The 23,218-nt window shown below is 41.1% G+C and carries 18 protein-coding genes and 1 pseudogene; 13 read left to right on the top strand and 6 right to left on the bottom strand.

The annotated features are described in order from the left end of the window. The first annotated feature begins 12 nt into the window (after positions 1-12). The 12 genes from U1P77_RS12930 to U1P77_RS12985 all read left to right on the top strand — a co-directional run bounded on the left by U1P77_RS12930 (position 13) and on the right by U1P77_RS12985 (position 13,979). Positions 13-864: a ComF family protein gene (locus tag U1P77_RS12930; RefSeq protein WP_321155362.1), complete on the top strand. Its 852-nt coding sequence runs from the start codon at positions 13-15 to the stop codon at positions 862-864. Positions 865-1,161: 297 nt separating this feature from the next. Then, entirely contained in the window at positions 1,162-1,665 is a 504-nt protein-coding gene (locus U1P77_RS12935; protein ID WP_321155363.1) for a pilus assembly FimT family protein, read from the top strand. Beyond that, positions 1,662-2,225: a type IV pilus modification protein PilV gene (gene pilV, locus U1P77_RS12940; protein ID WP_321155364.1), complete on the top strand. Its 564-nt coding sequence runs from the start codon at positions 1,662-1,664 to the stop codon at positions 2,223-2,225. The genes U1P77_RS12935 and pilV overlap by 4 nt, the downstream gene beginning before the upstream one ends. Next, positions 2,225-3,361, top strand: coding sequence for a prepilin-type N-terminal cleavage/methylation domain-containing protein (locus U1P77_RS12945; protein ID WP_321155365.1), 1,137 nt, complete (start codon positions 2,225-2,227; stop codon positions 3,359-3,361). The genes pilV and U1P77_RS12945 overlap by 1 nt, the downstream gene beginning before the upstream one ends. Positions 3,362-3,406: 45 nt before the next feature. Next, the gene (locus tag U1P77_RS12950; protein WP_321155366.1) at positions 3,407-4,330 is read left to right on the top strand and encodes a pilus assembly PilX family protein; all 924 of its coding nucleotides are present in this window, start codon (positions 3,407-3,409) and stop codon (positions 4,328-4,330) included. Positions 4,331-4,410: 80 nt separating this feature from the next. Continuing rightward, entirely contained in the window at positions 4,411-8,409 is a 3,999-nt protein-coding gene (locus tag U1P77_RS12955) for a PilC/PilY family type IV pilus protein (RefSeq protein WP_321155367.1), read from the top strand. Then, positions 8,402-9,031, top strand: coding sequence for a type IV pilin protein (locus U1P77_RS12960; protein ID WP_321155368.1), 630 nt, complete (start codon positions 8,402-8,404; stop codon positions 9,029-9,031). Before U1P77_RS12955 ends, U1P77_RS12960 begins: the two co-directional genes overlap by 8 nt. Before the next feature lie 2 nt (positions 9,032-9,033). Then, entirely contained in the window at positions 9,034-9,477 is a 444-nt protein-coding gene (locus U1P77_RS12965) for a type IV pilin protein (RefSeq protein WP_321155369.1), read from the top strand. A gap of 441 nt (positions 9,478-9,918) precedes the next feature. After that, complete coding sequence (locus U1P77_RS12970; RefSeq protein WP_321155370.1) at positions 9,919-10,368, top strand: pilin; 450 nt, start codon at positions 9,919-9,921, stop codon at positions 10,366-10,368. An 85-nt stretch (positions 10,369-10,453) separates the two neighbouring features. Further along, complete coding sequence (locus U1P77_RS12975; protein ID WP_321155371.1) at positions 10,454-11,782, top strand: O-linking oligosaccharyltransferase TfpM; 1,329 nt, start codon at positions 10,454-10,456, stop codon at positions 11,780-11,782. Positions 11,783-12,127: 345 nt separating this feature from the next. Beyond that, on the top strand, positions 12,128-12,661 hold the full coding sequence (locus tag U1P77_RS12980; protein ID WP_321155372.1) for a pilin: 534 nt from the start codon (positions 12,128-12,130) through the stop codon (positions 12,659-12,661). A gap of 118 nt (positions 12,662-12,779) precedes the next feature. Next, a complete protein-coding gene (locus U1P77_RS12985; protein ID WP_321155373.1) occupies positions 12,780-13,979 on the top strand; it encodes a serine hydrolase domain-containing protein in 1,200 nt (399 codons plus the stop codon). 233 nt (positions 13,980-14,212) lie between these two features. On the opposite strand, the gene U1P77_RS12990 is transcribed toward U1P77_RS12985, so the two are convergent. The 3 genes and pseudogenes from U1P77_RS12990 to U1P77_RS13000 all read right to left on the bottom strand — a co-directional run bounded on the left by U1P77_RS12990 (position 14,213) and on the right by U1P77_RS13000 (position 16,950). Next, the gene (locus U1P77_RS12990; protein WP_321155374.1) at positions 14,213-15,958 is read right to left on the bottom strand and encodes a hypothetical protein; all 1,746 of its coding nucleotides are present in this window, start codon (positions 15,956-15,958) and stop codon (positions 14,213-14,215) included. Between the two features lie 118 nt (positions 15,959-16,076). Continuing rightward, a pseudogene (locus U1P77_RS12995) lies at positions 16,077-16,508 on the bottom strand (transposase family protein); the annotation flags it as partial. 229 nt (positions 16,509-16,737) lie between these two features. Beyond that, a complete protein-coding gene (locus U1P77_RS13000) occupies positions 16,738-16,950 on the bottom strand; it encodes a hypothetical protein (protein WP_321155375.1) in 213 nt (70 codons plus the stop codon). Positions 16,951-17,536: 586 nt separating this feature from the next. On the opposite strand from U1P77_RS13000, the gene U1P77_RS13005 reads away from it, so the two are divergent. Further along, the gene (locus tag U1P77_RS13005) at positions 17,537-17,953 is read left to right on the top strand and encodes a hypothetical protein (protein ID WP_321155376.1); all 417 of its coding nucleotides are present in this window, start codon (positions 17,537-17,539) and stop codon (positions 17,951-17,953) included. Between the two features lie 405 nt (positions 17,954-18,358). Here the strand turns inward: U1P77_RS13005 and U1P77_RS13010 are convergent, their stop codons facing one another. The 3 genes from U1P77_RS13010 to mutS form a co-directional block, all read right to left on the bottom strand. Then, positions 18,359-19,060, bottom strand: a complete 702-nt coding sequence (locus U1P77_RS13010) for a hypothetical protein (protein ID WP_321155377.1) — start codon at positions 19,058-19,060, stop codon at positions 18,359-18,361. Between the two features lie 337 nt (positions 19,061-19,397). Further along, a complete protein-coding gene (gene fdxA, locus U1P77_RS13015) occupies positions 19,398-19,721 on the bottom strand; it encodes a ferredoxin FdxA (protein WP_321155378.1) in 324 nt (107 codons plus the stop codon). A gap of 94 nt (positions 19,722-19,815) precedes the next feature. Then, entirely contained in the window at positions 19,816-23,025 is a 3,210-nt protein-coding gene (gene mutS / locus U1P77_RS13020) for a DNA mismatch repair protein MutS (RefSeq protein ID WP_321155379.1), read from the bottom strand. Positions 23,026-23,218: the final 193 nt, after the last annotated feature.

Here is a 23,218-nt window from a genome sequence, read left to right on the forward strand (position 1 = left end):
TTATAACGCTTTATGCGTGCTTTAGCACCTTATCAAAGCGGACTATGGCTGGCAGAGTATCTTAGTGTACGCTGTCAGCTATGCCGCGTTTATCGTAGCGAGCCTTTACTAAAGCCGTTACCCCATTCGTCAAACCCTGATTCTTTACGTACCGATTCATCACGTCTTAATTCTTTGCGTACCAATCATTCAATTATTGCCAAATTGCGCCGTAGTTTTAGCAACCGTTTTAATAGCGGTCTGCTTTGTTCACGCTGTCATAACAGCATAATGTGGTTACCCGAACCTTTTCAGGTTCATATTGCTGCTGGTACCACGCTGCCTATGCAAGCGGCTAGCTATTATGACTATCCTATACGTCAAGCCATCCGTGCCTTTAAACAACATGAAGATATGACCAAGCTACCGGTATTGCTGCACGTCTTACGTCAACTGCCGCGCCCTTCTGGTTGTCATCACGATAACAGTGTGATTGTTGCCATGCCAACCACCAACCAGCGATTGATCAAACGCGGATTTGATCCTGTCAGCATCTTATCAGCGCAATTGTCTAAACATTGGCAAATACCGCTATGGCAAGGAGTACAGCGCATTGATAATACCAGCAGTCAGCAAGGCTTGAGCCGTGCCGAACGCTTGAGTAACTTAGATAATGCCTTTGCGCTCACCGAGCCACCGCCTGTTAAGCGGTTGTTGCTGTTTGATGACGTCGCCACGACAGGGGCAAGTCTGCAAGCACTGGCGCGCACGATACTCACGCAGCCTGTTATGGAAAGCCCTTCTATTAACCAAACAGCCGCCGCCACTCCTGCCAATCCTTATCATCTCAGCGCTTACGCGCTTGCCCATGGCAGTCACTCATAAATAGCCGTAACCCCATCCGTAATATTTCTATCTGACCACAAAACGTGTAATCTGACTTTACACGCTGTTTTTCTGTATACTAAACACTACCCTATTGTTTCTAACTTGCGCTTGTAAGTACCATAGAATAGGTATGCATAGCAATATAGTGAAATGAAAATTGCATAATGAAAATTGCATGTAGTATAGTTATAAAACCCTTAAATATAAACAACTTAACGCCCATATATGATTAATAATTTGATTAATCTCATCATATTTTAATTAATTGGCAGTAGTTAGCAGTAGGATATTGATTTGAACGTATCTGTTAATAGATTAATACACCAACGCACAACCAGCTCAGGGTTTACCCTGATTGAGCTGATGGTGACTATTGCCGTAATGGCTATTATTGTTAGTATTGCTGCGCCTAGTATTAGCAACCAGCTTGCCAATCAGCGGGTTAAGTCAACAACTGCTACGCTAAGTAATGCTCTAAAAGAGGCCAAAATCGAAAGTATCATTCGTCGGCAGCCTATTACCGTGACTTTCGCTAATAACAATAGTGATGGAGGTACAATCAGTCTTACAGATACAGCTAATATTGCCAGTCATGGCTATGATGCAAAAAGTAAGATAGGGGCGACAAATACGCTAACTGGCACTGTAGCTACCACAATAATTTTTAGATCCAGTAAACACGTTGACGCAGGATTGACCTATACTATTTGTGATAGCAATAGCGCCGCCAGCCCTCGGCAAGTGGTGGTCAGTACGGTCGCGATCATTACCAGTCGGCTTGGCGGGACGTGCCCATGAGCAGGTTATCTTATCAGCGCGGTGTTGGCTTGGTTGAAGTGCTGGTAGCTGTACTATTATTGGCCGTTGCGGTATTGGGTTTTAGTGCATTACAGATAAACGCCTTAAAGGCCACTAATGAAAGCTTGGACCGTAGTCGGGCAATGAGTATCTCGAAGCAGCTATTAGAAAATATGCGCTTGAATAGTTTGGCTGCGGGTGAGTTTACTGAAGAATTAAATGAGCTAAATGAAAGTACCAATAATATTACTGAATACTGTACTAAAGTGGATCAGGCAGGCGGTAGCTTTGATAAAGACAGCTGTAAATCGGCGTCTTGTACCCCATCAGAGACAGCAGCCTTAAATTCATGGAAAGCCGCGAGTTTGGCATGTGAACAAGACATCATGCTAAACATGACAGCATGTCCAGAGATGGCTAATATTAACGCGAGACAATGTATCATTACCTCTTGGGGTGACACTTTACCTATCCTCAGTAATGCTGATAAGAATGCTTGTGGTACTAGTACTGGCACATATAAGCGTGGATCAAGCTGCTTAATAATGGAGGCTTATTAGTGAAAATATCATATCACTATGATTATAATAAATCTCAGCATGGATTTACACTAATAGAGTTAATGGTGTCACTGGTATTAGGGTTACTAGTATCAGCTGCTGTGATGCAAGTCTATATTATCAATATAAAGACAGCAGGTATCCAAGCCGGTGCCTCTGAATTGGTTGAGGATGCCACTTTTAATGTACCAGTGCTTGAAAAGAAAGTCCGTCTCGCAAACTTAGGCTTAGCTAATAAAGTGAAAGATAATCAGCCTGGTGCTGGTATTGTATTAACCAGTGCTAATAATGCGCCAGAAGATAAAGAGGGCAACAAGCAACTTGATAATCTAAAAAACCGAGAAGATATTGATGCTTCAGGCTTACCTAAGAATATTACAATGGGCGGCCAGCCAGTAGCTGTAGCACTACTTACTCATACCGGCGATCAGGTCAGTAGTGGGACAAAAAATGAATGGACAGGCGCCAGTAATTTTGATTTAAAAAGTGGGCAGCTGACTATCCAGTATCGCGCCCCACAAAACATGTATGACTGTGAAGGAAAATTAGCTTTAGGGCCGCGGCGAGTCAAGGTAGGTGGCGTTTTAGAAGCCATTGACGGACAGATTGTTATAGAACGTTTTTACCTAAGAGCACCAAATTCTAAGAAGCCTACAGAGCTTTCTCTATATTGCGATGCCGGTAAATATATCACTGAAATAATGGATGATTATGCTGAACAAAGTATACCAGAAAAAGAATTACCTACCTCCGTTGAGTTTGCAGCTAACAATACAATTAAAGACTTTGGTGACGCCGGTGCAGAAATTATAACCAATGTAGACTACTTCGACATATTACTCACGACTATGAAGGATCAAGCATTACCAACGACTGTGGAGGGTGATAACACCCTAAGATATTATACTGTTAAGGATTATTTGGATTTAGACTTAGAAGTAAAACCCGTCATTGTAGGTATTAAATATGGTTTGATTTTACGGTCAGGAAATGCCGTTTTAACGTCTGCCAGCCCATCTGAGTTCACTGTATTAGGTCAGACGTTAACTTTGAAAGATGGCTCAAGTAGAAACTATATGAGAACAGTAGTAGAGTCCGATATTACGTTAAGAAATGCCAGTTATCAAAATAAATGATCCAGATCTGATTGATTGAGTTTGACGCAGCTAGGTAGTAATACTATGAATAAAACCCCAAAATATCACGTTAGCCAGTCTCAGACAGGGGCGACCTTGATTGTGGTCTTGCTGTTTTTAACGTTAATAATTTTAGTGGGTGTCATTGCCGTACGCAATAGTATGACCTCATTGCGTTTAGCAACTAGTGATCAGATTGATACTTTATTACTGACGGCTTCAGATAATACTAATAAGAATATTGAAAACATTATTAATGAGAAAAAATATAAAAATGAGAGTGCCAAGCTACTCGGGCCATTGGGGTTTTTTGGTTATTTTATGAGTGTTGGCGCAACCTCAAATCGAGGCGATCAGGTGATATTTTGTTATCGTCCACGCGAAAGTTATTTTTTTAAAATGTCCGAAGCCACTATCCTAACCGCATCTAGCAAAAGCAGATTGATCGGAGGTGCTGATGCCACAGGAGGCTTCTGTCAGGTCGACAGCGCCGATGACTTTGTGAATGCGCGCCAGAATGTCATGACTCAGGTATCAGTAACGAGGCCAAATACACTGTCTGTGCCTGTATCGCCTTTTGAACACGTTCCTTTAGGTAAGACAATAACCATAGAAGATACGACCAGCGTTTCTCCCAGTTTTCGTATACATTCAACCTCATTTTTACCCGCCCTGTCCAATGCGTCAACAGATGAAATTACTGAGTGTCTGAAAAAACCGAGCGAAAATGCCAATTCCTTTGTCTCAGGGGTAGAAGAAGATAATCCTGATGAAAACACCTATTATGGAGAGACCCGTAATGAGTGTCTGACCAAGATTGGCGTGCCGGCTAAAGTAGTGGTAGGAGAAGTACAACTGGAAAATATGAATGAAACCGAGAAATGTATCGAATATGGCAAAGGTGACAGCAAAGTAAGTGATGACTGTCAAGAGCTGTTAAACATATCAGCGAGTGGTACGCCAAAATAGGTTGCTTGATAGTCAACATAGTCTCCTTGATAAGTCCGCAGTCCAGTCAAATCCATATACTAAGTATAGCGAGAGCCTCTATGAAAAATATTCGAGTTAACCCGTCATTATTACGGCAGTTTCGTCCGACCGCTATTACTCTTGCTATTTGTGCTTTGATGGCATCTTCAGTCACTATCCACGCAGGGACTAGCTATGATGGCTTTGGTAATAAAAGCCATAACAAACTTGGCGACTTGACCATCTATCAGGCGAGTGTTGAGTCCAACAAACCTACTTTGACCTTAATGCTCGATAAGTCGGGAAGTATGAGAGGCGATTATAGTTTTTCTGAGGATATTCCGGGACTCCCAAGTTATTCAAAAAAATATTTATATAGAATATGTTCAACAAGTAGGAACAACAACCGTAAGTGTGAAGATTATGCTTCCTATGAATATTATCTTAGTGAACCTAACAGTAGGGATATTCCAAATGGCTATAGAAAAGAAGGGTGGGACGATAGCAAATATACGCTTGGTGATTTAATAGGTAGAAATAACCAACCTTGTGTAGTCAAGAACTTTAATAATCAAGTAGTAGGCTACTCACCGTATATAGAAACCGAAACAGAGACTGGGAAAGGAGTGACTTTTGATTCCTGTGTTTTTAATGGAGAAAAATATTATGACCGTATGTCTACGCTTAAGTTGGCTATCCTAGAGCTGCTTGCTTTTGAGAATGTAAATGAAGATATCATCATGGGTGTTGGGGCGTTTGGATATAACCGCTATCAAGGTCAAATCAGAGTAGCCGCTAAACCTTTGGATACCACCCAGAAAAATAAGATTCATACTTTTTTAAAGGGCTTAGACGGCTCTGGTGGCACACCTATGTCTACAGCATTTACTGAGGCTGGTGCCTACATGTTAGGTAATAGTTCAGCGGGTGGTTACTCATCTAATTATTTTAGCGGTATGTTATCGACATCTGACAGTGCCATCGTAAAGAATGATACATATATCGCGCCAGAGACCCAAGAATGTGGTGCTAGAGGCGTCTATCTACTAACGGATGGTTTTCCAAATGCCATGGATAGACAGGATGTGTTAAAAAACATGATGGGCACAGCATTAAACACCTCAAGTCTTTCCTGCCCCAGTTCAGGTGGGCTACTACAGGGCGATAGTTCAGAAGGCCAATGGCAGTGTATGGGCGAGTTTGCCAAACAATTACGGACGAAGCGTCAAGTACAAACGGCAATGGTAGGTTTCGGTGCCGCGTTTAATACTGTCGATCAGCCTGCCAACTATACTTCAGTAGAGCGCACAATTGATAAGTTTAAGGATAGTGCCGGTAATGCCTATAAATATAATAAAAAATATTATAATTGTTCACAAATTTCAGCTAGTGCTAATCCTGATGCTCGTAATGCCTGCAACTTAGGAATGGAATCCGGCAAATATGACAATGTTGGTGGCTATGGGCAAGGCGGGTTTTATTTTGCTAAGGATACCAAAGACATCGTCGGTAGTGTCTTGTCTGTCATACAGGACTTGGAAGCGGATCTACCCAGTACGCCTGCCGGTACCATTACCATTCCGCAAGACCCTTTAAGCAGCTTGAGCGTAAAGCCCTATGCTTATTTACCGATGTTAGAGCCCAAGGTCGGTAGTGACTTATCCATATGGGCGGGTAATCTAAAAAAGTATAATGTCAATCAAGGGACACTATACGGTCAAGATAACAATAGACTGTATGTCGATAATGATGAAGATGGATTCCCTGATGACTTAAACCCAGATGCTCAAGATATCTGGAGTAAAGAAAACGCGACTATAGTCAATACTGCTGGTGATAGTATCAATGTAAACGATAGAATCACGGCAGGTGGGTTCTATGCCCAGCTTAAAGCCCCTAACGAAACTGATAACAGCACACGTGATGTGTATCTTGAAAGTAATCTGACTGGTAAAAATGCCTTGGTAAAGGTAGAGGTAGTCGATGGTAAGTTAGTGGGCTTTGATAAGCTTGACGATTCATATACCACATTAACCAAATTATACCTACTCAGCTTCTTAGGCTACGATGCCAGTCCAACCCCAGCTGAAGCGGAGCGTATTGACGACGAAGAAAGTGGCGTCCAACAAGCATTGGAGACTATTATTGCCACGCCCCCAGGTGATATAAAAGTACTAGGCGGCGTGATACATTCACGACCAACCTTGGTAACTTACGGCGCAAATATTAATGCAACCGACAAAGACACTGATGACGATGGTGTTGTGGATGCCGATGCTGGTATGGTAGCCAACAATGACGCAGATCGTAAAGACTATGTCATGTTTGGTTCTATGGAGGGCGCGCTACATATTGCTTCTGCTGAAACCGGTCAAGAAAGCTTCGCCTTTATCCCAAAAACTATCTTACAAAACCAAATGGCAGCTCTACAGCCGGGCAGTACCATAGCGAATGCGCCAGTATTTGGTGTCGATGCACCATGGGCGACAAAAGGCACTTACAAGTACGACTTTAGCAACACGAACGCCAACTCATCCGGTGAAATTATCGCTGAAGAATTATATGTGTACGGTGGACTGCGTCAAGGGGGCAAAGGTTTATATGGTCTCGATGTTAGTGAATTAGATAAACCAAAAATGTTATTTAGCCTTGATGCAACCGGTGACTATCGCGCATTAGGACTGGCTTGGAGTGAACCGGTCACTGGCAAAATACAAATTGGTAGCGGCAGAAATAGTATTAAAGACGTGATTGTCTTTGGTGGTGGTTATGATGAATGTTATGAAGATCCTACATTCCGTCTCAATGCTAATGATAATGAGTTTGCAGACTGTGATAAAACAATGGCAGACGGCAATGCGGTCTACATCTCTGATGCCAAGACCGGTAATGTATTGTGGTCTATTTCAGGACGTACATCAGGGGCGTCTGGTAAACATATCCAAGTACCTGAGATGAAGCATAGCGTAGTGGGTAAAATCACAACTTTAGATCGTGATGATGATGGCATGATTGATCATCTTTATTTTGGGGACTTAGGCGGTCAGGTCTTTCGCGTGGACTTACGTAATGGGCAGGCAGTTAGTGGTAGTACCGGTATCAATAATTTTACCCGCCGCGTGGTACGGGTATTAAATGTCAGCGGTGACGATGATAGTGGCGATATAGCTCAGTCCCTATTAGATCGTGGCTTACAACCGCGTTTTTATGGTCAGCCTTCAGTCAGCTTTCATCAAGATTCAGGTGTACTGTTTGCAGTAGTCAATATCGCATCGGGTGATAGAAGTAATCCACTGTCACGGCTGCGTAATGATATCCCAAAAGAAGCAGATCGCCTGTTCGGTATTATAGACCGTGATATCGCCAAACAAGGCTTATATGGAAAAGATGCCGCCGTGTCATTAACGACTCAAGGATTGACTTTAAATAATCTGACTAAGCTGCCTTATAATAAAGCCTCTATGGGTAGCAAAAGTAGCGTAACAGCAGCAATGAGACCCAACGCCGCCACCAAACAAGGTTGGGTATATCCTTTGAACTTGTTTGATGGTTTTAATAACATTAAAAACGTCAAATCTATGGGAGATGGCTTAGCCATTGGTGGTGTGTATTACATGACCGCTTATAGCCCAGAGATGCAGTACGATGAGGTTAGTGGCTGTGCGGCTCAAGTTGTGGGCGGGTCAGAGCGTCAGATGTATTGTCTACCTTATGGTATTTGTGAAGAGGACAAATCTATAAATGGCACAGGCGGCTTTGTAAGGGCAGGTAAAGGTATTCAAGAGCTGGCATTTGGTGCTTTTGACCCGAAAGACCCAACGACCCGCATTCTGTTAGGCACTCAAACCCTTACTGAGCTTGTGAAGGCTGATGATCGTATCAACTATGATGCCGGTAGAGACTTGACAGCAAATGGTGCAAAACTCGATACGGTATGTCCTGGTGGTAGCTGCGCAGGCACAAGCAACCCAAACAAACTAGGCGGCAGCGGCTCCGGTGGTGGCGAAGTGACCAGTTTAAGCTATCGACTATTTAATACACGCTGGTATGAGCAAACTGCGGAGGTAGTCGATGAGTAGTCATCGTAATATATCGACTGCTCTATTAGGTGCAAATTTAAAACGGCGCAGTAAGTGCTTAACGCCTCAGTCTAATACTGTAAAAACACAGCAAGGCTTTACACTTATTGAGTTGATGGTTGTGGTAATGATTATCGGCATCCTTGTCGCTTTTGCCTTCCCCAGCTATCAGCGTTATACAGTCCTCAATGCCGAAAGTGAGACTCAAGCTAAGATGCTACAGCTACAGATAGAGCTTGAGCGTTGGCGTTCGAGTGCATTGACTTACAAAGGTTTTGTACCGCAGCAAATTGAACAAGACGGTAGTGCGACTTATAGCTATGCAGATACAGGCACAGATAACACCGTTATTAACGTGCCTTTAGATAGCGATGATGACTACACTTATCGTATTACCTTAGTCGATGGAGATACCACAACACCTACAAGTCTAGTATCAGCTGCAGACGTTGATAATGTCACCGGTAGAACGTGGAAGATGTTTGCAGTACCCAATCCTGATCGTTATATTAAGTATGGTAATAAGCTTATGCTCACCAGTTCTGGGGTCAAGTGTATGACGACTGAGACTAATATCACCATCAAATCAGTAGATTGTGGTAACAAGACCAAGGCATGGTAATAATGACAGCAAATATTTTAAATATGAGCAGTTTAAATATAAATAGTAGACGCGGCTTTACCCTTGTTGAAATGATAGTTGTGGTCGCTATTATCGGCATACTAGCCGCTTTTGCTTACCCAAATTATCAGCAATACGTTATCAAATCTAAGCGCATCGATATGATGAGCGAGATGCATAATATCGCTACCGAAATCCAAAGTCAAAAACTAACGCAAGGTAAATATAGCAATACCTTAGTCACAGGATTGGGCGGCGACTATCCAAAGCAGAATCCCCTTTATAATGTCAGTTTTACGCCTGACCCGCTGACTTCCGAATGGACCATCACTGCCACGCCCAAAACTGGCACACAGATGGTAGATGATGGTAATCTCACTTTGAGTTATCTAGGTGTTAAATGTCGAACAACCGTGACTCCTTGCACCGGCAATAACTGGAACTAATCTTCAGCTATCATACTTAAATAACGCCTGACAAAAAATGTCAGCCAAGCTTACAATAAGCGCGAGTAACTTACCTAAAGTGACAATTATCAGCAACGAACAAGCAACATTGATTAATAAACAGAAATTATTATCATGGACAATTACTAAAAAAAATAAATACTGTCTTAATAGGTACTCAAGTAGAGTGGTCCTGTACTAATCGCCGCTTTTAATGGTATAAAAATCTAATAGAACTCTTAAGTTAAAGGTTACAACGCTTATCTATTAAGAAATCACCCAATAATACTAAAAAGTTGGCACATTATCTGCAACAATAACAACAAACCAGTCAGAAGGTTAAATAATTAACCTCGACTGATATTCAAAACTGGCAGACAGTTGCCAATACGCCAATGAGCGTTTATGATACTGTCGTTATTTTATCCCCAAGGAGTTCTTATGAACGCTCAAAAAGGTTTTACCCTAATCGAACTAATGATCGTTGTTGCTATTATCGGTATTCTAGCAGCGATTGCTATTCCTGCTTATCAGAACTATATCGCTCGCTCGCAAGTTGCTGAAGCCTTTGCTTTAACTGCTGGACAGAAAACCGCTATCTCAGGATATGCACAAATTAATGGCATTTATCCCGGTGCAGAGACAGTCCCATCACTTACTGACTTAGAAGCAAATGGTACCTACGCTAATTCAACTGTTGGTGCAAATGGCGTTATTACTGTAACTATGGAAGCTGCAGGCATTGTAAACGCTAACATCGCTGGTGGACAAATTATTCTAACACCACCTGTTCTTACAACTGATCCTACTACTTTTGATTTTAAATGTACTTCAACTGGAGGCACCATAATCGATCAGAAATACTTACCTAAATCTTGTTCTTCTAGCTAATATACTTATTATCTACAAGTTAATGATTAAAAGCCAAACGTAAAGTTTGGCTTTTTTATACCTTAAATATTGGTTAAATATTATTATGAATAGAGAAGAGTCTTTAGAAAAACAGAGTAATCTACAAGTATCTATCAAAATTATAAAACTTTTACTTAACAAAGAGCTATTGATAGGTCTATATTTTTGGTTGTTTATATTTGGAATGACTATAGGTGTTAGTTTTCATTCTTATAACGAATTTAGAATCATTCAGATCACATTGCTATCATCACTAGTAATATGGGCATGGTTTTATCACCAATATTATGTCACAAGGTTAGAGCTACTCTTCTTTTCTTATATCATTATTTCCAGTTTATTTTGGCAACAGCCTTTGTTTGTGATTACAGATATGCTGTTGGTTTATCTATTGTACAAAAGTTTTCACATTTTGAATTATCAACTTTTACTGACTAAGCTGATTGTATTATCTAGTTTATCTTTATTTTTATTATTGCCCTTGTCCTTATATGACTATATCAATACTGGTATTTATCATTCTAACTGGTATCCAGAGTTCTGGAATATTCGCGTTTATAACAGCTATTTCCTTGTCATTTCTATTTTCGCAACGTGGTTCTATATAACAGAAAAAAAATATCGCTATTACTATCTATTATATTTACTTTTGGCATTTTTAGCTGTTTTGTTAGATGGCGGACGTTCCGCTACGCTATCATACACAGTGTTTATTGCCACAATAAGTATATTATACCCTCGTGTTCGATGGCAGCTTATTTTAGTCTATGCTACGTCATGGTTAGCCTATGTCATGATTAGTTATATCGCAAGTATCAACGTTGCTTCCACAAGCCTACGGATAATGAGAAGTACTAGAAATGATCGCTATGAATTATGGATAAATGCTTTTCAATGCTGGTCGCAACATCCACTATTTGGATGTGGATTTTACCAGTTAGATAAATATCAACATATAGCTGCCCATCCGCATAATTTATTTATCCAAGTATTGACAGAAACAGGGCTTATAGGCTTTGGTTTCTTGGCCTTTATAATGTTTAAGATAGCCAAAAATATTGGTTGGCACTTGAAAAAAAACTACTTCGTTGTCGCTGCTCTTTTAGCAGTGAGTATTGATCTATCGCTTTCAGGAATACATATTTATCCAGTCACACAAATGGCACTATTATGGCTATTCGTGTTTCTATTAAAAAATCCGGAATTTTCTCACTCTCAATATTTCAATCAAAGTACAGCTATAGTTTCTTATCCAAAATGTATGGTTGCCTTGACAATATACGTAATAATAGCAATTTGGTTTATTTACTTAAGTGTACAAGCTCATTTATTTACTACTGATATGATGATGACACCGCCACGATTTTGGGAATATGGTTATCGATTATTTTAATCTATTTGAGTAATTAGAATAGGCTGAAAGTTTCTTTTGGTACATTAACTAAAAAAGATCAAATATCATGTTTGGCGGTTCTATCAATTATAAAACAAAAGTATGGGCAATAGTGGCATAATATATGCATTACATATTATATACAGTACTAGACAACTATTGGTAACCTGATATCGCCTATATTATCACAACCTTTAAAACATTCTCATTTCGATAACTCATTAACTAATCAATGTTTTGATTAAAGCTTAAGATTTGAATAATATAATTGCATAAACTATAGTGTTATTAATGAGCTGTTATTATTACAGTACAAATTTATCAATTAATTATAAGAGAATATTTATGAATAATCAAAAAGGCTTTACCCTAATCGAGCTAATGATTATTGTTGCTATTATTGGTATCTTGGCAGCGATTGCGGTTCCTCAGTATCAGAACTATGTGTCTAAGGCGCAGTCGACTCGTCTAATGGCTGAACTTGGTAGTTTAAAAATTATGGTTGATATATGCCTATTTGATACTAACGAATGTGCATTTGCCGTCCCGGCTACTAGCTTGATGGGGGCGCAAATATATACGGGTAACGGTATAGCAGTTCCTGCTCTCACTAATAGTAGACCTTCTGTAATCATCTATGCTATCGATGGTAGCGCCACAGTTTCAGGTATGTTTGGTACTGGTTCTTCATCTGTATTAAGCGGTAAGACAATGCAGTGGCATCGTAACCCTGCTGCTGCTGCTGCTGCTACTGCCGCTGTTAAAACTGCCGCAAATGCTGGTGAATGGGCTTGTGAAACTACTATTTCAGAGTCTAAATTTATTCCTACAGGCTGCAAAACCGTTACCGCTTTGACTGCTATTAGTGTGAAACACTAAACACAAACAGTTAATGTAATTGCTTTTATTGAGTTGATGATAAGCCAAGCATTTGCTTGGTTTATTTTTTGCTATCATATTCTCAATACTCACTCTATATGCTGATAAGCAAACAGATATGTTTCAGAACCTTAAAGTCTTCGATCTGATCATTGTGCTGTTAATAATGACTGTCTTTGTCATAGCGGGCTATTATTATGTCAATCCGTTAGCACGCAATCTATTGTGGCTACAGACTTATCCCGTCCGTGCAGAACTAGCGGTGGCTACGATAAGCTGTAGTGAGGACAGTCCGTCATGGCTTACGGATGTTTTGACCATGCAAAGTCGCGATAATAATGCCCCAGCCAATCAAATTGCTTATATTAGTCCGCAAGGTCAGCTACATCACTGCGAAAATGGTTATATAGGCCAGTATCCGCTGCTGTCTGCTGCTATCACGGATACGACCCGCTTTCGCTATGCGAGCGTCACTAAGTTATGGACAGCGGATGCGATTTTAGCCCTTATCAAGGATGACAGGCTATCGCTAGATACCAAGCTGTCTGACATCATCACTGAAATTGATGCGCCCAAAGACCCTAATGTTAATAACATTACTATCCGGCAGTTATTACTGCACCGCGCAGGCTTTAATCGTTATAGTGTGTTTGGGCATGATATGTTCGGTATTGGGCAGGCTATTTGCCCCGATAATTTAAAAGGACTTAACGAGATTAAGCTTGGGTTTATCCCTGATACTAAGACCAGCTATTCCAATCTGGGCTATTGTCTATTGGGTGAAGTTATCAGTCAACTGCATGATGATATGCCTTATAAAGAGGTGATAGCGCAGCAGTATAACTTTGCTGATAGCAGCTTACGCTTTATCTCAAACGCTGCGATGCCTGATGAGGTATCTTATAATTATGTTGAGACCGGCATTACGGGTGTTGGTGATATTTATACCGCCTTTGATTATGAGGGGTTGGCCTCGGCTGCTGGACTGTCAGGTAATGCGATCGACCTTGCCTATCAGGTTAAGGCCATGGCCGCTAAACCTGAGCCCAATATTTTATCGTTGGATACGGATATGCCCTGTGATAAAAGCCAATTTAGAGCGTGCTATGGCTATGCGATGTTTCCTTATCAACCCACAGCGCAGTCTGCAACAGTATTTTATCGAGATGGCAATCTATTGGGGCTATCGTCCTTAGTGGCTATCGATGAGCAAGGGGGCGTTGTGGCATTATTAAGTAATGGCACACCAAATAATGCACAACAGGGCAGTGATGGCGTTAAGCTGCTGCTATATGAGCATCTTACTAAAGCACTTTAAGGGTTTTTGTTGAATGAAAGTTATTACTACATATATTATGATAAATAGACCTCTTGCAAAAGTCATCGTCATGATGTAGTCCATGACTTTTGCAAGAGGTCCAATACATGAGCCTGCAGATATATTGATTGACGATAAAGCTTAGATTATAACAACAGTCAGGTTTGGGACTTTCCCAAACCTGGAGCCCATCGAAAAAACAGCTTAAGAGAGAACTTAAATAGTTATCGAGGTTAGCTTTTATATTCTATATGCCATAGTTGATTCGCTTCAAAAATATTATGGTTTACCACCTGTCTTATGGATTCGATATCAAATTCTCTTTTGTCTTCAGATAGTCGTAATACCCTTGGTAGACGGCTGATGCCTAGTTGTCCATCTGCTAATGCATAATGCCTATAGTTTTTATTTATAATTTCATCACATTCGAATTCTATGTATACCATACCTTTGTTTTGAGATTTAGCCATGCGCACAATCGATCTAAAAACTTCTTTTTTAAGGAGTAACTTCTCTTTATTAAGATCCTCTACCGTATATCTAGGCCTTCTCCCCAATGCAATTTTTTTCCAAAATTTTCCTTTTTCTTTGACTGCAAAGTAATTGCTGAGTTCATCTTCTAGTCCTTCAGCTTCTTTTATAGATACTTTAGCATCATGTGATTCTTCTTGAATCATGAGGAGTGGGTTACCCATAACTTCTGAACGTTTCTCTATACTTAACTCTTGAGAAAAAATAAAGTCATGAGATTTAGTCAGTAACTTTCTTAGTGCCATTAATTTAATTAACAACATTTCACTACTGTTAGAATACATGACTAAAGGTTGTAATCTAAAATCCTGAACACTCTCTATCATTTGCTTAAATAATTTATCCAAATGATAGGATAGATAGTCTTGATCATCTTTGTTATGAAGTAGGGTTTGAATTCTGGGTATTTTTTGAAGTATTAATACCGAAACTTGCTTTTCGTAAGTTATCATTCGTTCTTTTATAATGGCTTCTGTAGAGCCACCAACTTGTTCTAGACGTTCTTTTAGTAAGGGTTTTAAATATCTCTTACGTAGATTTTGGATTTCATTAATGAAACTCAGAAGTGTATCGGGTGTCCTTCGATCAAGCGTGTAAAACCGACTCATAGCATGAGAAGCATGGGATAGATATTGTGAATCATGCATATCCTCTTTTTTGATAACAACATGTGTCAGATAGACGTACTTTTCAACACTATTGCCACTGCTATCTTCATGAAGAAACCGTCGAAAAGAATAAGGATTCTTACCAATTTCATCCGTACTTCCAATTAAAAACCAGTATTTTTGTCCTTCTACAACCAAAAAATCTCTATCTTTCCCCTCATTTCTGATGAAAGAGGGTAGATAAGTAAATTCTTGAAAACTTACGTCTGATGAATCCCACTTCCGGAAGTCTTGACCTTGTATTTTCTGCTTAATAAAGACCTCCTTTAGGTATGATTTAATCATATGGGAGTCCAGTTTGCGAAAACTAGGGGAGACTTTTAATTTAACAGTGTCTATCCATTGTGCTAAGTCATATAAAAAAGCTATTCGTATTCTTTTACGATTTTTATGCTCATATAGCATATTGCGCATGTCTAAGTTATCTAAGCAACCAAATATTGCTTCAATTTCATCAGCAAGTTGTATAGCATCATAATACTCAAAGCGTGAATCAATGATTTTGGACATGTCTGATGCTATGGCAATTAAATCATTATTATGAGTTTGAATATCTTCCCTAGTTTTTTTTAAAGTGGCAGGACGTTTGTGTATTAGTTCTTCATTGGCATTGAGATAGATACCTCGAGGTGCTAGTATGTTTTTGTGCACACTATCTTGACTCTCTTTATCTAACTCTGGAAGGATATTTTGTATTACTTCACGCCAATCTGGACTTAGGCTGGGATCCAGAGATTTTAATTTATAAAGCTGATATTCAGAAAGGTCATGAATATTCATTATGTTTATTCCTTCAGAAATCTTTTATCTCGTGGATGGTATACTAATACTAATAGTAGACAAAAGTAATATAATTAAAGAAGGGGGAAGGACATTGCTCTTAGACCTCTTGCAAAAGTCATGGATTAAGTTCGAAATTAACCACACCTGCAAATAGCTTCATTCTCAAATAATAACGCTGACGACGATTGCGGTATCGTTGGGCAACGATTTCAAAGAGCTTAATCAAACCTATTTTGTGCTCAACTAAAATACGGAGCTTAGCTAAATATTGATTCACTTGTTTGCAATAGTCTAATAACTTGCCCCCTTTTGGTTTTTTAAAAGGTGTGAATGTTTGGTCATGGCGCTTGGCTATACCTTGATATCCACTGTCTGCTAAGTAGCTGGTGTTGTTAGATAACCAATCAGGACAAGTCTGTTTGTAAAGGCTAAAATCATGTACCGAACCTTTAGAAGTTTGAACATCTAGTATTAAACCTGTTTGCCAATGCACAATAACTTGTGCTTTTAAGGTGTGTTGCTTTCTTTTTCCGCTGTAATAGTCACCTTGGTTTTTTTTGGACGCTCAATCGAGGTTTCAGTGGCACCTATAATGACCGCTGACCAGTTAATATCATCAACATCTACGGATGGTCTTTTTTATTGTCTTAAGTTATTGTTTTAGTTGATATTAATATATATTTAACTTCACTTGGTAGCCGTTTTGGTAGCCATTAGCTTTATTTTTTGACTACTGGTAGCCATGGGGTAGTGTAATTATTTAGCAAATTTAGTTACTACTTGTCAGCCTTGCGAGCGTTCTTAACATTAACTATTATTTGTACTGGCTGTGGTTCGTTATCATGCTCGCTGTCTGCTCTATCAAGTCCTAGTAATTTAGCCTTAGCTAGTATTGATGCCACCATAGCAGACGCTTGCCCGTTCTCTTTGGCTGTCTGCCTTGCATCATCTAATTCGTTTATTAAGTCATTAATCGTTATCTTACTCATAAGTTATAGCCCTTGTGTGCTCATCGTTTGACAGCTCGCTCATCGACTGCACAGCATCGGCATTAACGTCTCTAATCTGTGGCTTAAGGCTTACCACGATATTGGTAACTAAGATCTAAAAAAGGTTCGGCTGCTTGTTTCAGCTGATTGTTATAAGTTGAAATATTAATCTTTGAATAGTCGCTAAGGCTGCGAGTAATAGCAATGGCTGGCATGATGATCTCTAATTGTTATCTAAATCATTAGGTAGTTTATAACCTTAATTATATCATGGATTAAATTATACCTATGTAAAAAAATGCTTTAATTGCTGCAGACACAAAAAAGGCAGACGATAAACGCCTACCAATACACTTTTATCCCTCTAATAATCCGCTAAAGTTGGTTCTATCCCCTTGTTTCTATGGCGTGTAGGTTAGCTTAGCAAGTTTAGCGGCTTTTACTGGTCGCTAATCAATAATAAGCTTAGGATTAACATAAACTAGGCGTTTACGGCCCTCACTCTCTAACCTAATATGTCCCATGCTTTCTAAGTCATCAAGTAAGAAGTTTAGCTTTTTACCTCTTAGTGCATTAGGTGCATGCTGTGTCACAAAAGACTTATTTAATACCGCTGGGTTATAGGCCTTGGCTTTGTCTATTAACCATATGCTTAGCTTTTCAAGGTCGCTATGTCGCCAGTAATTTATACACCCTTGAAGCCCTCACTCAGTTTAAAAAAAACAGCAAATATATCATGGCAAATATAATAGGACAGCCAATCAAAGAGCATGGCTATACTCAAACACTCTTTAAAAACTGGCATGAGGTTTTTGGTGATAGCGCCTATGTACTTACGAGGAATGACAGTACAGATTTGCAAAATATTATGCTATGCAATTTTGCCTGTCCGGGCAGTCAAAATCTGGCTCAAGCGGAGTTTTTTAATAAAAGTCAAAAGGTACATACCGATGATCTACCAAGACTGGATAGATATTATTATCGATCTATTGAGAGTTTGTAGGCGTTGGCTAGGTAGCGAGTGTTGCACGCGTAGGCTGCGGCTTTAGCCCAGCTCAAAACTTTGCAATATCATAATGCTGGGCTAAAGCCACAGCCTACGAGCCATTTAACGGAATGGCATCAAATTGAAAAGGTTGGGTGTCTTTTGTAGGCTGGGCATCTTGCCCAGCCAAGTAATGTAAGTTTGACAAAATGCTGGATCAAAACTGTAGCCTACGAATTAACTAGCTAAAATTTATAGAGTTTAAAATGCTGGGCTAAAGCCGCAGCCTACGAACCGTTCAGCGCAATGATGAAAAACGAAAAAGGCTAGGTGATTGATGTAGGCTGGGCATTCTGCCCAGCAAAATTATGCAAAGTTAATAATGCTGGGCTAAAGCCACAGCCTACGAGGCATTTAGCGTTATCAAATATCTGCAAAAGCCAATTGTTCTACCACATGCGGCATATAAGCGGTTAGCACCGGCTGATCATCAAGTCCTAACAATTCATAGACTTGTCCACCGATACCGGGGATTACTTCACCGGCTTCGCTACGCTCATCATCTATCGCAAAACATATAAATCTAAATTTATCCGAGATAGCATTCGGAAATTCAGCTTTCAACTTTTTTTCCGACTGCGTGTGAGCCACAGGCGTCAAGATAAATATATTCTCAATATTTTTTATGTTTTCTAGCATCTCAATCAAATTGGTGCGAACCACACAACTGCCTGACATTACCGACTTAACTATGATGATATTGGTAGCGGTCTCATATCCTGACTGGATAAATTTATGAACAATAGGCGCAACACTCGTCCGATTGGGCAACTGATAATGGTGGTTCCAAAAGACAGCAAGCTTAGTAGGTATGTTTTGGTCATGTAAAACGTTTGCCACACCGCGCTGCAAAAAGTCGGCATCTTCAGCAGTTGAGATAATCAGCGTCTGCCTAGATGACTGATGAGGCAATAGGGTAGCGGTATAAGAGGCGAGCAGCTCACCAAGCGCTGTCATGTGCCTGCGATACTCGTCAGGCCTATTGACACTGTCCAATAAGCCTTGCAGATGGCGTTTGGCAGCTGTCGAAGCAATAGGCGTGTAAGTGCGAGTAGTCATAGTCATCTTATATCGCTCCATTATCAGAAGAGCTTAAGTCTTTTTCGAGCGTGGGTTGGACATTTTGCCCAGCAGAACCATATTAATAATACCATGCTGGGCTAAAGCCGCAGCCTACGAACCGTTCAGCGCAATGATGAAAAACGAAAAAGGCTAGGTGATTGATGTAGGCTGGGCATTCTGCCCAGCAAAATTATGCAAAGTTAATAATGCTGGGCTAAAGCCACAGCCTACGAGATACGCATTAAAGTTAGTATTTGGATAAACAAAAAGGCTGGGCTAAAAGCCACAGCCTATATAAGATCATTTTAAATAATATCAGTTAAAAAGTATCAGTTTTTGCTTACTTCTCCAAATACTGAATTTTACCCTCAACACCATCCCACTTTTCAGAATCCGGCAAGCTTTCTTTCACTTCAGTGATGTTCGGCCACTTTTGTGCCAGCTCTTCGTTGAGCTCAGTGTATATCTCTTGCCCTTTCGGCACTTCATCTTCAGAAAATATCGCATTGGCAGGGCATTCGGGCTCGCATAGCGCGCAGTCGATGCACTCATCAGGATCGATGACTAAGAAGTTGGGTCCTTCATAAAAGCAGTCCACAGGGCAGACTTCCACACAGTCAGTGTGTTTGCAAAGGATGCAGTTATCTGTAACGACAAAGGTCATGGCGATGGCTACCTGTTATTGGTTCGGCGTATGAATAAAATAGATTGAAAATAAGGCGTATTTTAGCGCTTTTGCGTTCATTTAACAAACCTCTTTAACGATTAATGAGTTGCCTAAGGTTATACAGCAAATCATGGGCTTGCTTGGGCGATAAGCTGTCAGGGTCAATGTCGTTAAGTTTATCATACAAGCTAAGCATTTGTTTTTGTTGCACATTATTAGCCCATTCCTTTGCTTGGGCGCTGACGTTAGTGGTCGTTTCGCGTGCATCGTTGGTATAAGCGTGCTGGTGTTCATCCGTTGTTGACTTAGCTAAGTCAATTTTGTCATCAGTTCTAGCATCTGCCTTAAGCGTATCGGCCAGATAGCGCTTGGCATCCTCTAACACCGCGCTAGGAATACCGGCCATTTTGGCCACATGCAGTCCAAAACTGGAGCTTGCGGCGCCATCTCGAATTTGATGCAGCAGCAGTAGCTGCCCATCAATATCACTAGCTGCCACGTGTACGTTACGGATACCGTTATCGTTGCTATCCTTACTACGTGCCAATTGTGTCAGCTCAAAATAATGAGTGGCAAATAAGGTCAGGCAACCAATCTCTAGTAGCCGATTGACACAAGCATGGGCAATGGCTAGCCCGTCAGTGGTAGAAGTGCCGCGTCCGACTTCATCCATCAGCACTAATGATTTGTCAGTGGCCTGATTAAGAATGTTGGCGGTCTCAATCATTTCCACCATAAAAGTCGATTTGCCACCGGCTAAATCATCAGCTGAGCCAATACGAGTAAAAATACGGTCAATATCACCGATATGTGCGCGCGCTGCTGGCACGAAGCTACCACAATGGGCGAGTAGCACAATTAGAGCGGTCTGGCGCATATAAGTAGACTTGCCACCCATATTAGGGCCGGTAATCATCAATAACCGTTCAGGATGGTCGCTGCTACCGATTTGACAGTCATTGGCAACAAACTGGCTGGCGTGTTCAGGATTGCTATGATTCGTTGGATTTAAAGCCGCTTCAACGACCACGTGGCGACCCGCGCTGATGTCGATACTGGTTTGACTATGAGACAGGCTTTGCAATGGGCTCTGCAATTGGTTTTGAAAATTAAATTGATTTTGCTGGGCGTTATGGTCTTTATTGGTGTCTGCATTATTTAAGATATTGTTATTGTTATTGTTATTGTTATTTTCATTTGATAAGTCACTGCCTATTAAGTCACTGGTCATTACCGGACGCTGCCAGTGATAAGTAATGGCGAGCTGGGCCCAGTTGCTAAGCACATCTATCTGCGCGATAGCAGCGCTCAGTTGTTGTAGCTCAGCCAAGTGGCTGCTCAGAGTGGTGAGCAATTCTTGATACAGCTGTTTTTCTCGAGCCAGCGCTAAGGTTTGTGCACTCAGATATTCGGTTTCGACGTCTTTTAATTCATCAGTGATAAAGCGTTCGCTACTCTTCAGCGTTTGCCGACGGATAAAATGGTTGGGCGCATTTTTGGCTTGCATTTTTGGCAGCTCAAAGTAAAAACCACTGACTTTGTTAAAGCCCACTTTTAGGCTTGGCAATTGATGCGCTTGCCGAGTACGTTCTACCATTTCATCCAGCGTTGCTTGGATATTGTCATGTAAATGGGTGAGGCGATCTAGATCATCGTCGAAACCGGCTGCCAGCATACCACCATCACGAATATGCGCGGGCGGCTCTATAATAATAGCGCTTTCAATCAAGTCAGCCACCGCTTGCACGCTCGGTAACTGTGCGGGCAATTGCTGCATCAGCATCGCTAATAAGCCAGTATGTTCAGACTGAATACCGGATTCGGTCAGTAAGGTAGTGAGATGCCCGCTACTGGCAATCCCATCGGCAAGCTTGCGTAGGTCACGTGGCTTGGCGCTCATCAGGCCGATACGGCTGCTAATACGCTCAACATCACCGATAGTATGCAGGGTCTCACGCAGATCTGTTACCAACGTAGATTTTGCATTGTTGGCTTTATTAGCCTGGTCAGCAGTATTGTCTGCTGCTAATAGACTCGATATCGCATCTAACCGCTGATTGATACGCGCATGTTGACGTAACGGACGCTTCATTTGCTGAACTAATAATCGCCGTCCCATGGGGGTTTTGCAGTGATTCAACACCGATATTAGCGAGGTACCGTTGGCACTGACTGGGGTAAATAGCTCAAGGTTCTGCTGACTGTTGGCATCAATGATCAGATAGTCGTCACTATTTTCGACAATAAGCTGATTCAATTGCGGTACATGACGCTGCTGGGTTTGGCGAGCGTAATGAATAAGTGCGGCACAGCTGGATTGAGCCAGTGGTGCATCCGCAATACCTAAGCCATCAAGGCGCTGCACCCCAAACTGTTGGCATAGCGTTGCGGTCGCATGGTCACGGTGAAAGTCGGTTGCTGCTACTTCGATAATGGGGCAGTCGAGACGACTGCGTAGCCATAGTAGCCATTCCTCACCGCTGTGGTCATTAAGGGCTTCGCTAACGATACATTCACTGGGCGCAAAGCGTGCCAATACGGTCAGCATTTGTGCTTGTAAGTCATCTATGTTGTCGGAACGGGTATTGCTATCAGCACTCAGTGTTTGGGTGATTAAGGTCCCTGCTGCCAAGTCCATTTGACTGACCGCCGCTTGTAACGGCTGATTGCTGTTGGCTTTAGGAATTGAAATATCAATAGCAACCACAGTGGGCGTATGATTGGGCGCGATAAGTGCATCATCGGTAATGGTGCCTGCGGTAAGGGTTTTGACCACTTCACGGCGCATGATAGTGGCCGGTTTGGCTTTGCTGCCTGTATTTTTATCGTTGTTATTAACGTTATTAACCTTGCTGTCTTTCTTACTTTTCTCGCCCATGATTGGCGTATTAGTAGTGCCATCAGCCGACTCATCAATTTGCTCACAAACCACCACGGTTTGCCCAGCGGCAATCAGTCGCGCCATATAGCTGTCCGCCGCATGAAACGGCACGCCTGCCATCGCAATAGTGTTGCCCGCTTTATCGGTACCACGGCGAGTAAGGGTAATGTCTAATAGTTGGGCGGCACGCTTAGCATCATCAAAAAATAACTCATAAAAGTCGCCCATCCGATACAGCAGTAACGCCTGTGGATAGTTGGCTTTCATAGTTAGGTATTGCACCATCATCGGGGTATGGTCAGCCAAATAATAGACAGCATCGCCTATAGTCAGTTTTTCAGATTCGGTATTGGCTGACGCATTGATTGACGAGCTATTATTGGATAAAGAGTTATTCTGAACAGAAGGCTTAGCAGTCATGCACGGTCTCTCATAAGTCGGGGCTTAATAGGTTTTTTTGATTAATTACGCTTAAATAAGAAGGTTATTTATAAAATGGCTACAGCGTGACTGGGAGAAATTTTCGAAGCCTCGAAAAGTGACGCAGTCACACAGTAAGCTAGGAAATTTTCACCAGTTACGCAAGTTTATGACTCACATTTATTATATTTAT

Source organism: Psychrobacter sp. LV10R520-6 (assembly GCF_900182925.1).
Lineage (GTDB): Bacteria > Pseudomonadota > Gammaproteobacteria > Pseudomonadales > Moraxellaceae > Psychrobacter.

Excerpts from the sequence above, each read along its gene's own strand:
- U1P77_RS12960 (WP_321155368.1), top strand. The coding sequence starts at position 8,402 with ATGAGTAGTCATCGTAATATATCGACTGCTCTATTAGGTGCAAATTTA.
- U1P77_RS12930 (WP_321155362.1), top strand. The coding sequence starts at position 13 with ATGCGTGCTTTAGCACCTTATCAAAGCGGACTATGGCTGGCAGAGTAT.
- U1P77_RS12990 (WP_321155374.1), bottom strand. The coding sequence starts at position 15,958 with ATGAATATTCATGACCTTTCTGAATATCAGCTTTATAAATTAAAATCT.
- U1P77_RS12980 (WP_321155372.1), top strand. The coding sequence starts at position 12,128 with ATGAATAATCAAAAAGGCTTTACCCTAATCGAGCTAATGATTATTGTT.
- U1P77_RS12970 (WP_321155370.1), top strand. The coding sequence starts at position 9,919 with ATGAACGCTCAAAAAGGTTTTACCCTAATCGAACTAATGATCGTTGTT.
- U1P77_RS12955 (WP_321155367.1), top strand. The coding sequence starts at position 4,411 with ATGAAAAATATTCGAGTTAACCCGTCATTATTACGGCAGTTTCGTCCG.
- pilV (WP_321155364.1), top strand. The coding sequence starts at position 1,662 with ATGAGCAGGTTATCTTATCAGCGCGGTGTTGGCTTGGTTGAAGTGCTG.
- U1P77_RS12985 (WP_321155373.1), top strand. The coding sequence starts at position 12,780 with ATGTTTCAGAACCTTAAAGTCTTCGATCTGATCATTGTGCTGTTAATA.
- U1P77_RS12965 (WP_321155369.1), top strand. The coding sequence starts at position 9,034 with ATGACAGCAAATATTTTAAATATGAGCAGTTTAAATATAAATAGTAGA.
- mutS (WP_321155379.1), bottom strand. The coding sequence starts at position 23,025 with ATGACTGCTAAGCCTTCTGTTCAGAATAACTCTTTATCCAATAATAGC.
- U1P77_RS12950 (WP_321155366.1), top strand. The coding sequence starts at position 3,407 with ATGAATAAAACCCCAAAATATCACGTTAGCCAGTCTCAGACAGGGGCG.
- fdxA (WP_321155378.1), bottom strand. The coding sequence starts at position 19,721 with ATGACCTTTGTCGTTACAGATAACTGCATCCTTTGCAAACACACTGAC.
- U1P77_RS13000 (WP_321155375.1), bottom strand. The coding sequence starts at position 16,950 with ATGAGTAAGATAACGATTAATGACTTAATAAACGAATTAGATGATGCA.
- U1P77_RS12975 (WP_321155371.1), top strand. The coding sequence starts at position 10,454 with ATGAATAGAGAAGAGTCTTTAGAAAAACAGAGTAATCTACAAGTATCT.
- U1P77_RS13010 (WP_321155377.1), bottom strand. The coding sequence starts at position 19,060 with ATGACTATGACTACTCGCACTTACACGCCTATTGCTTCGACAGCTGCC.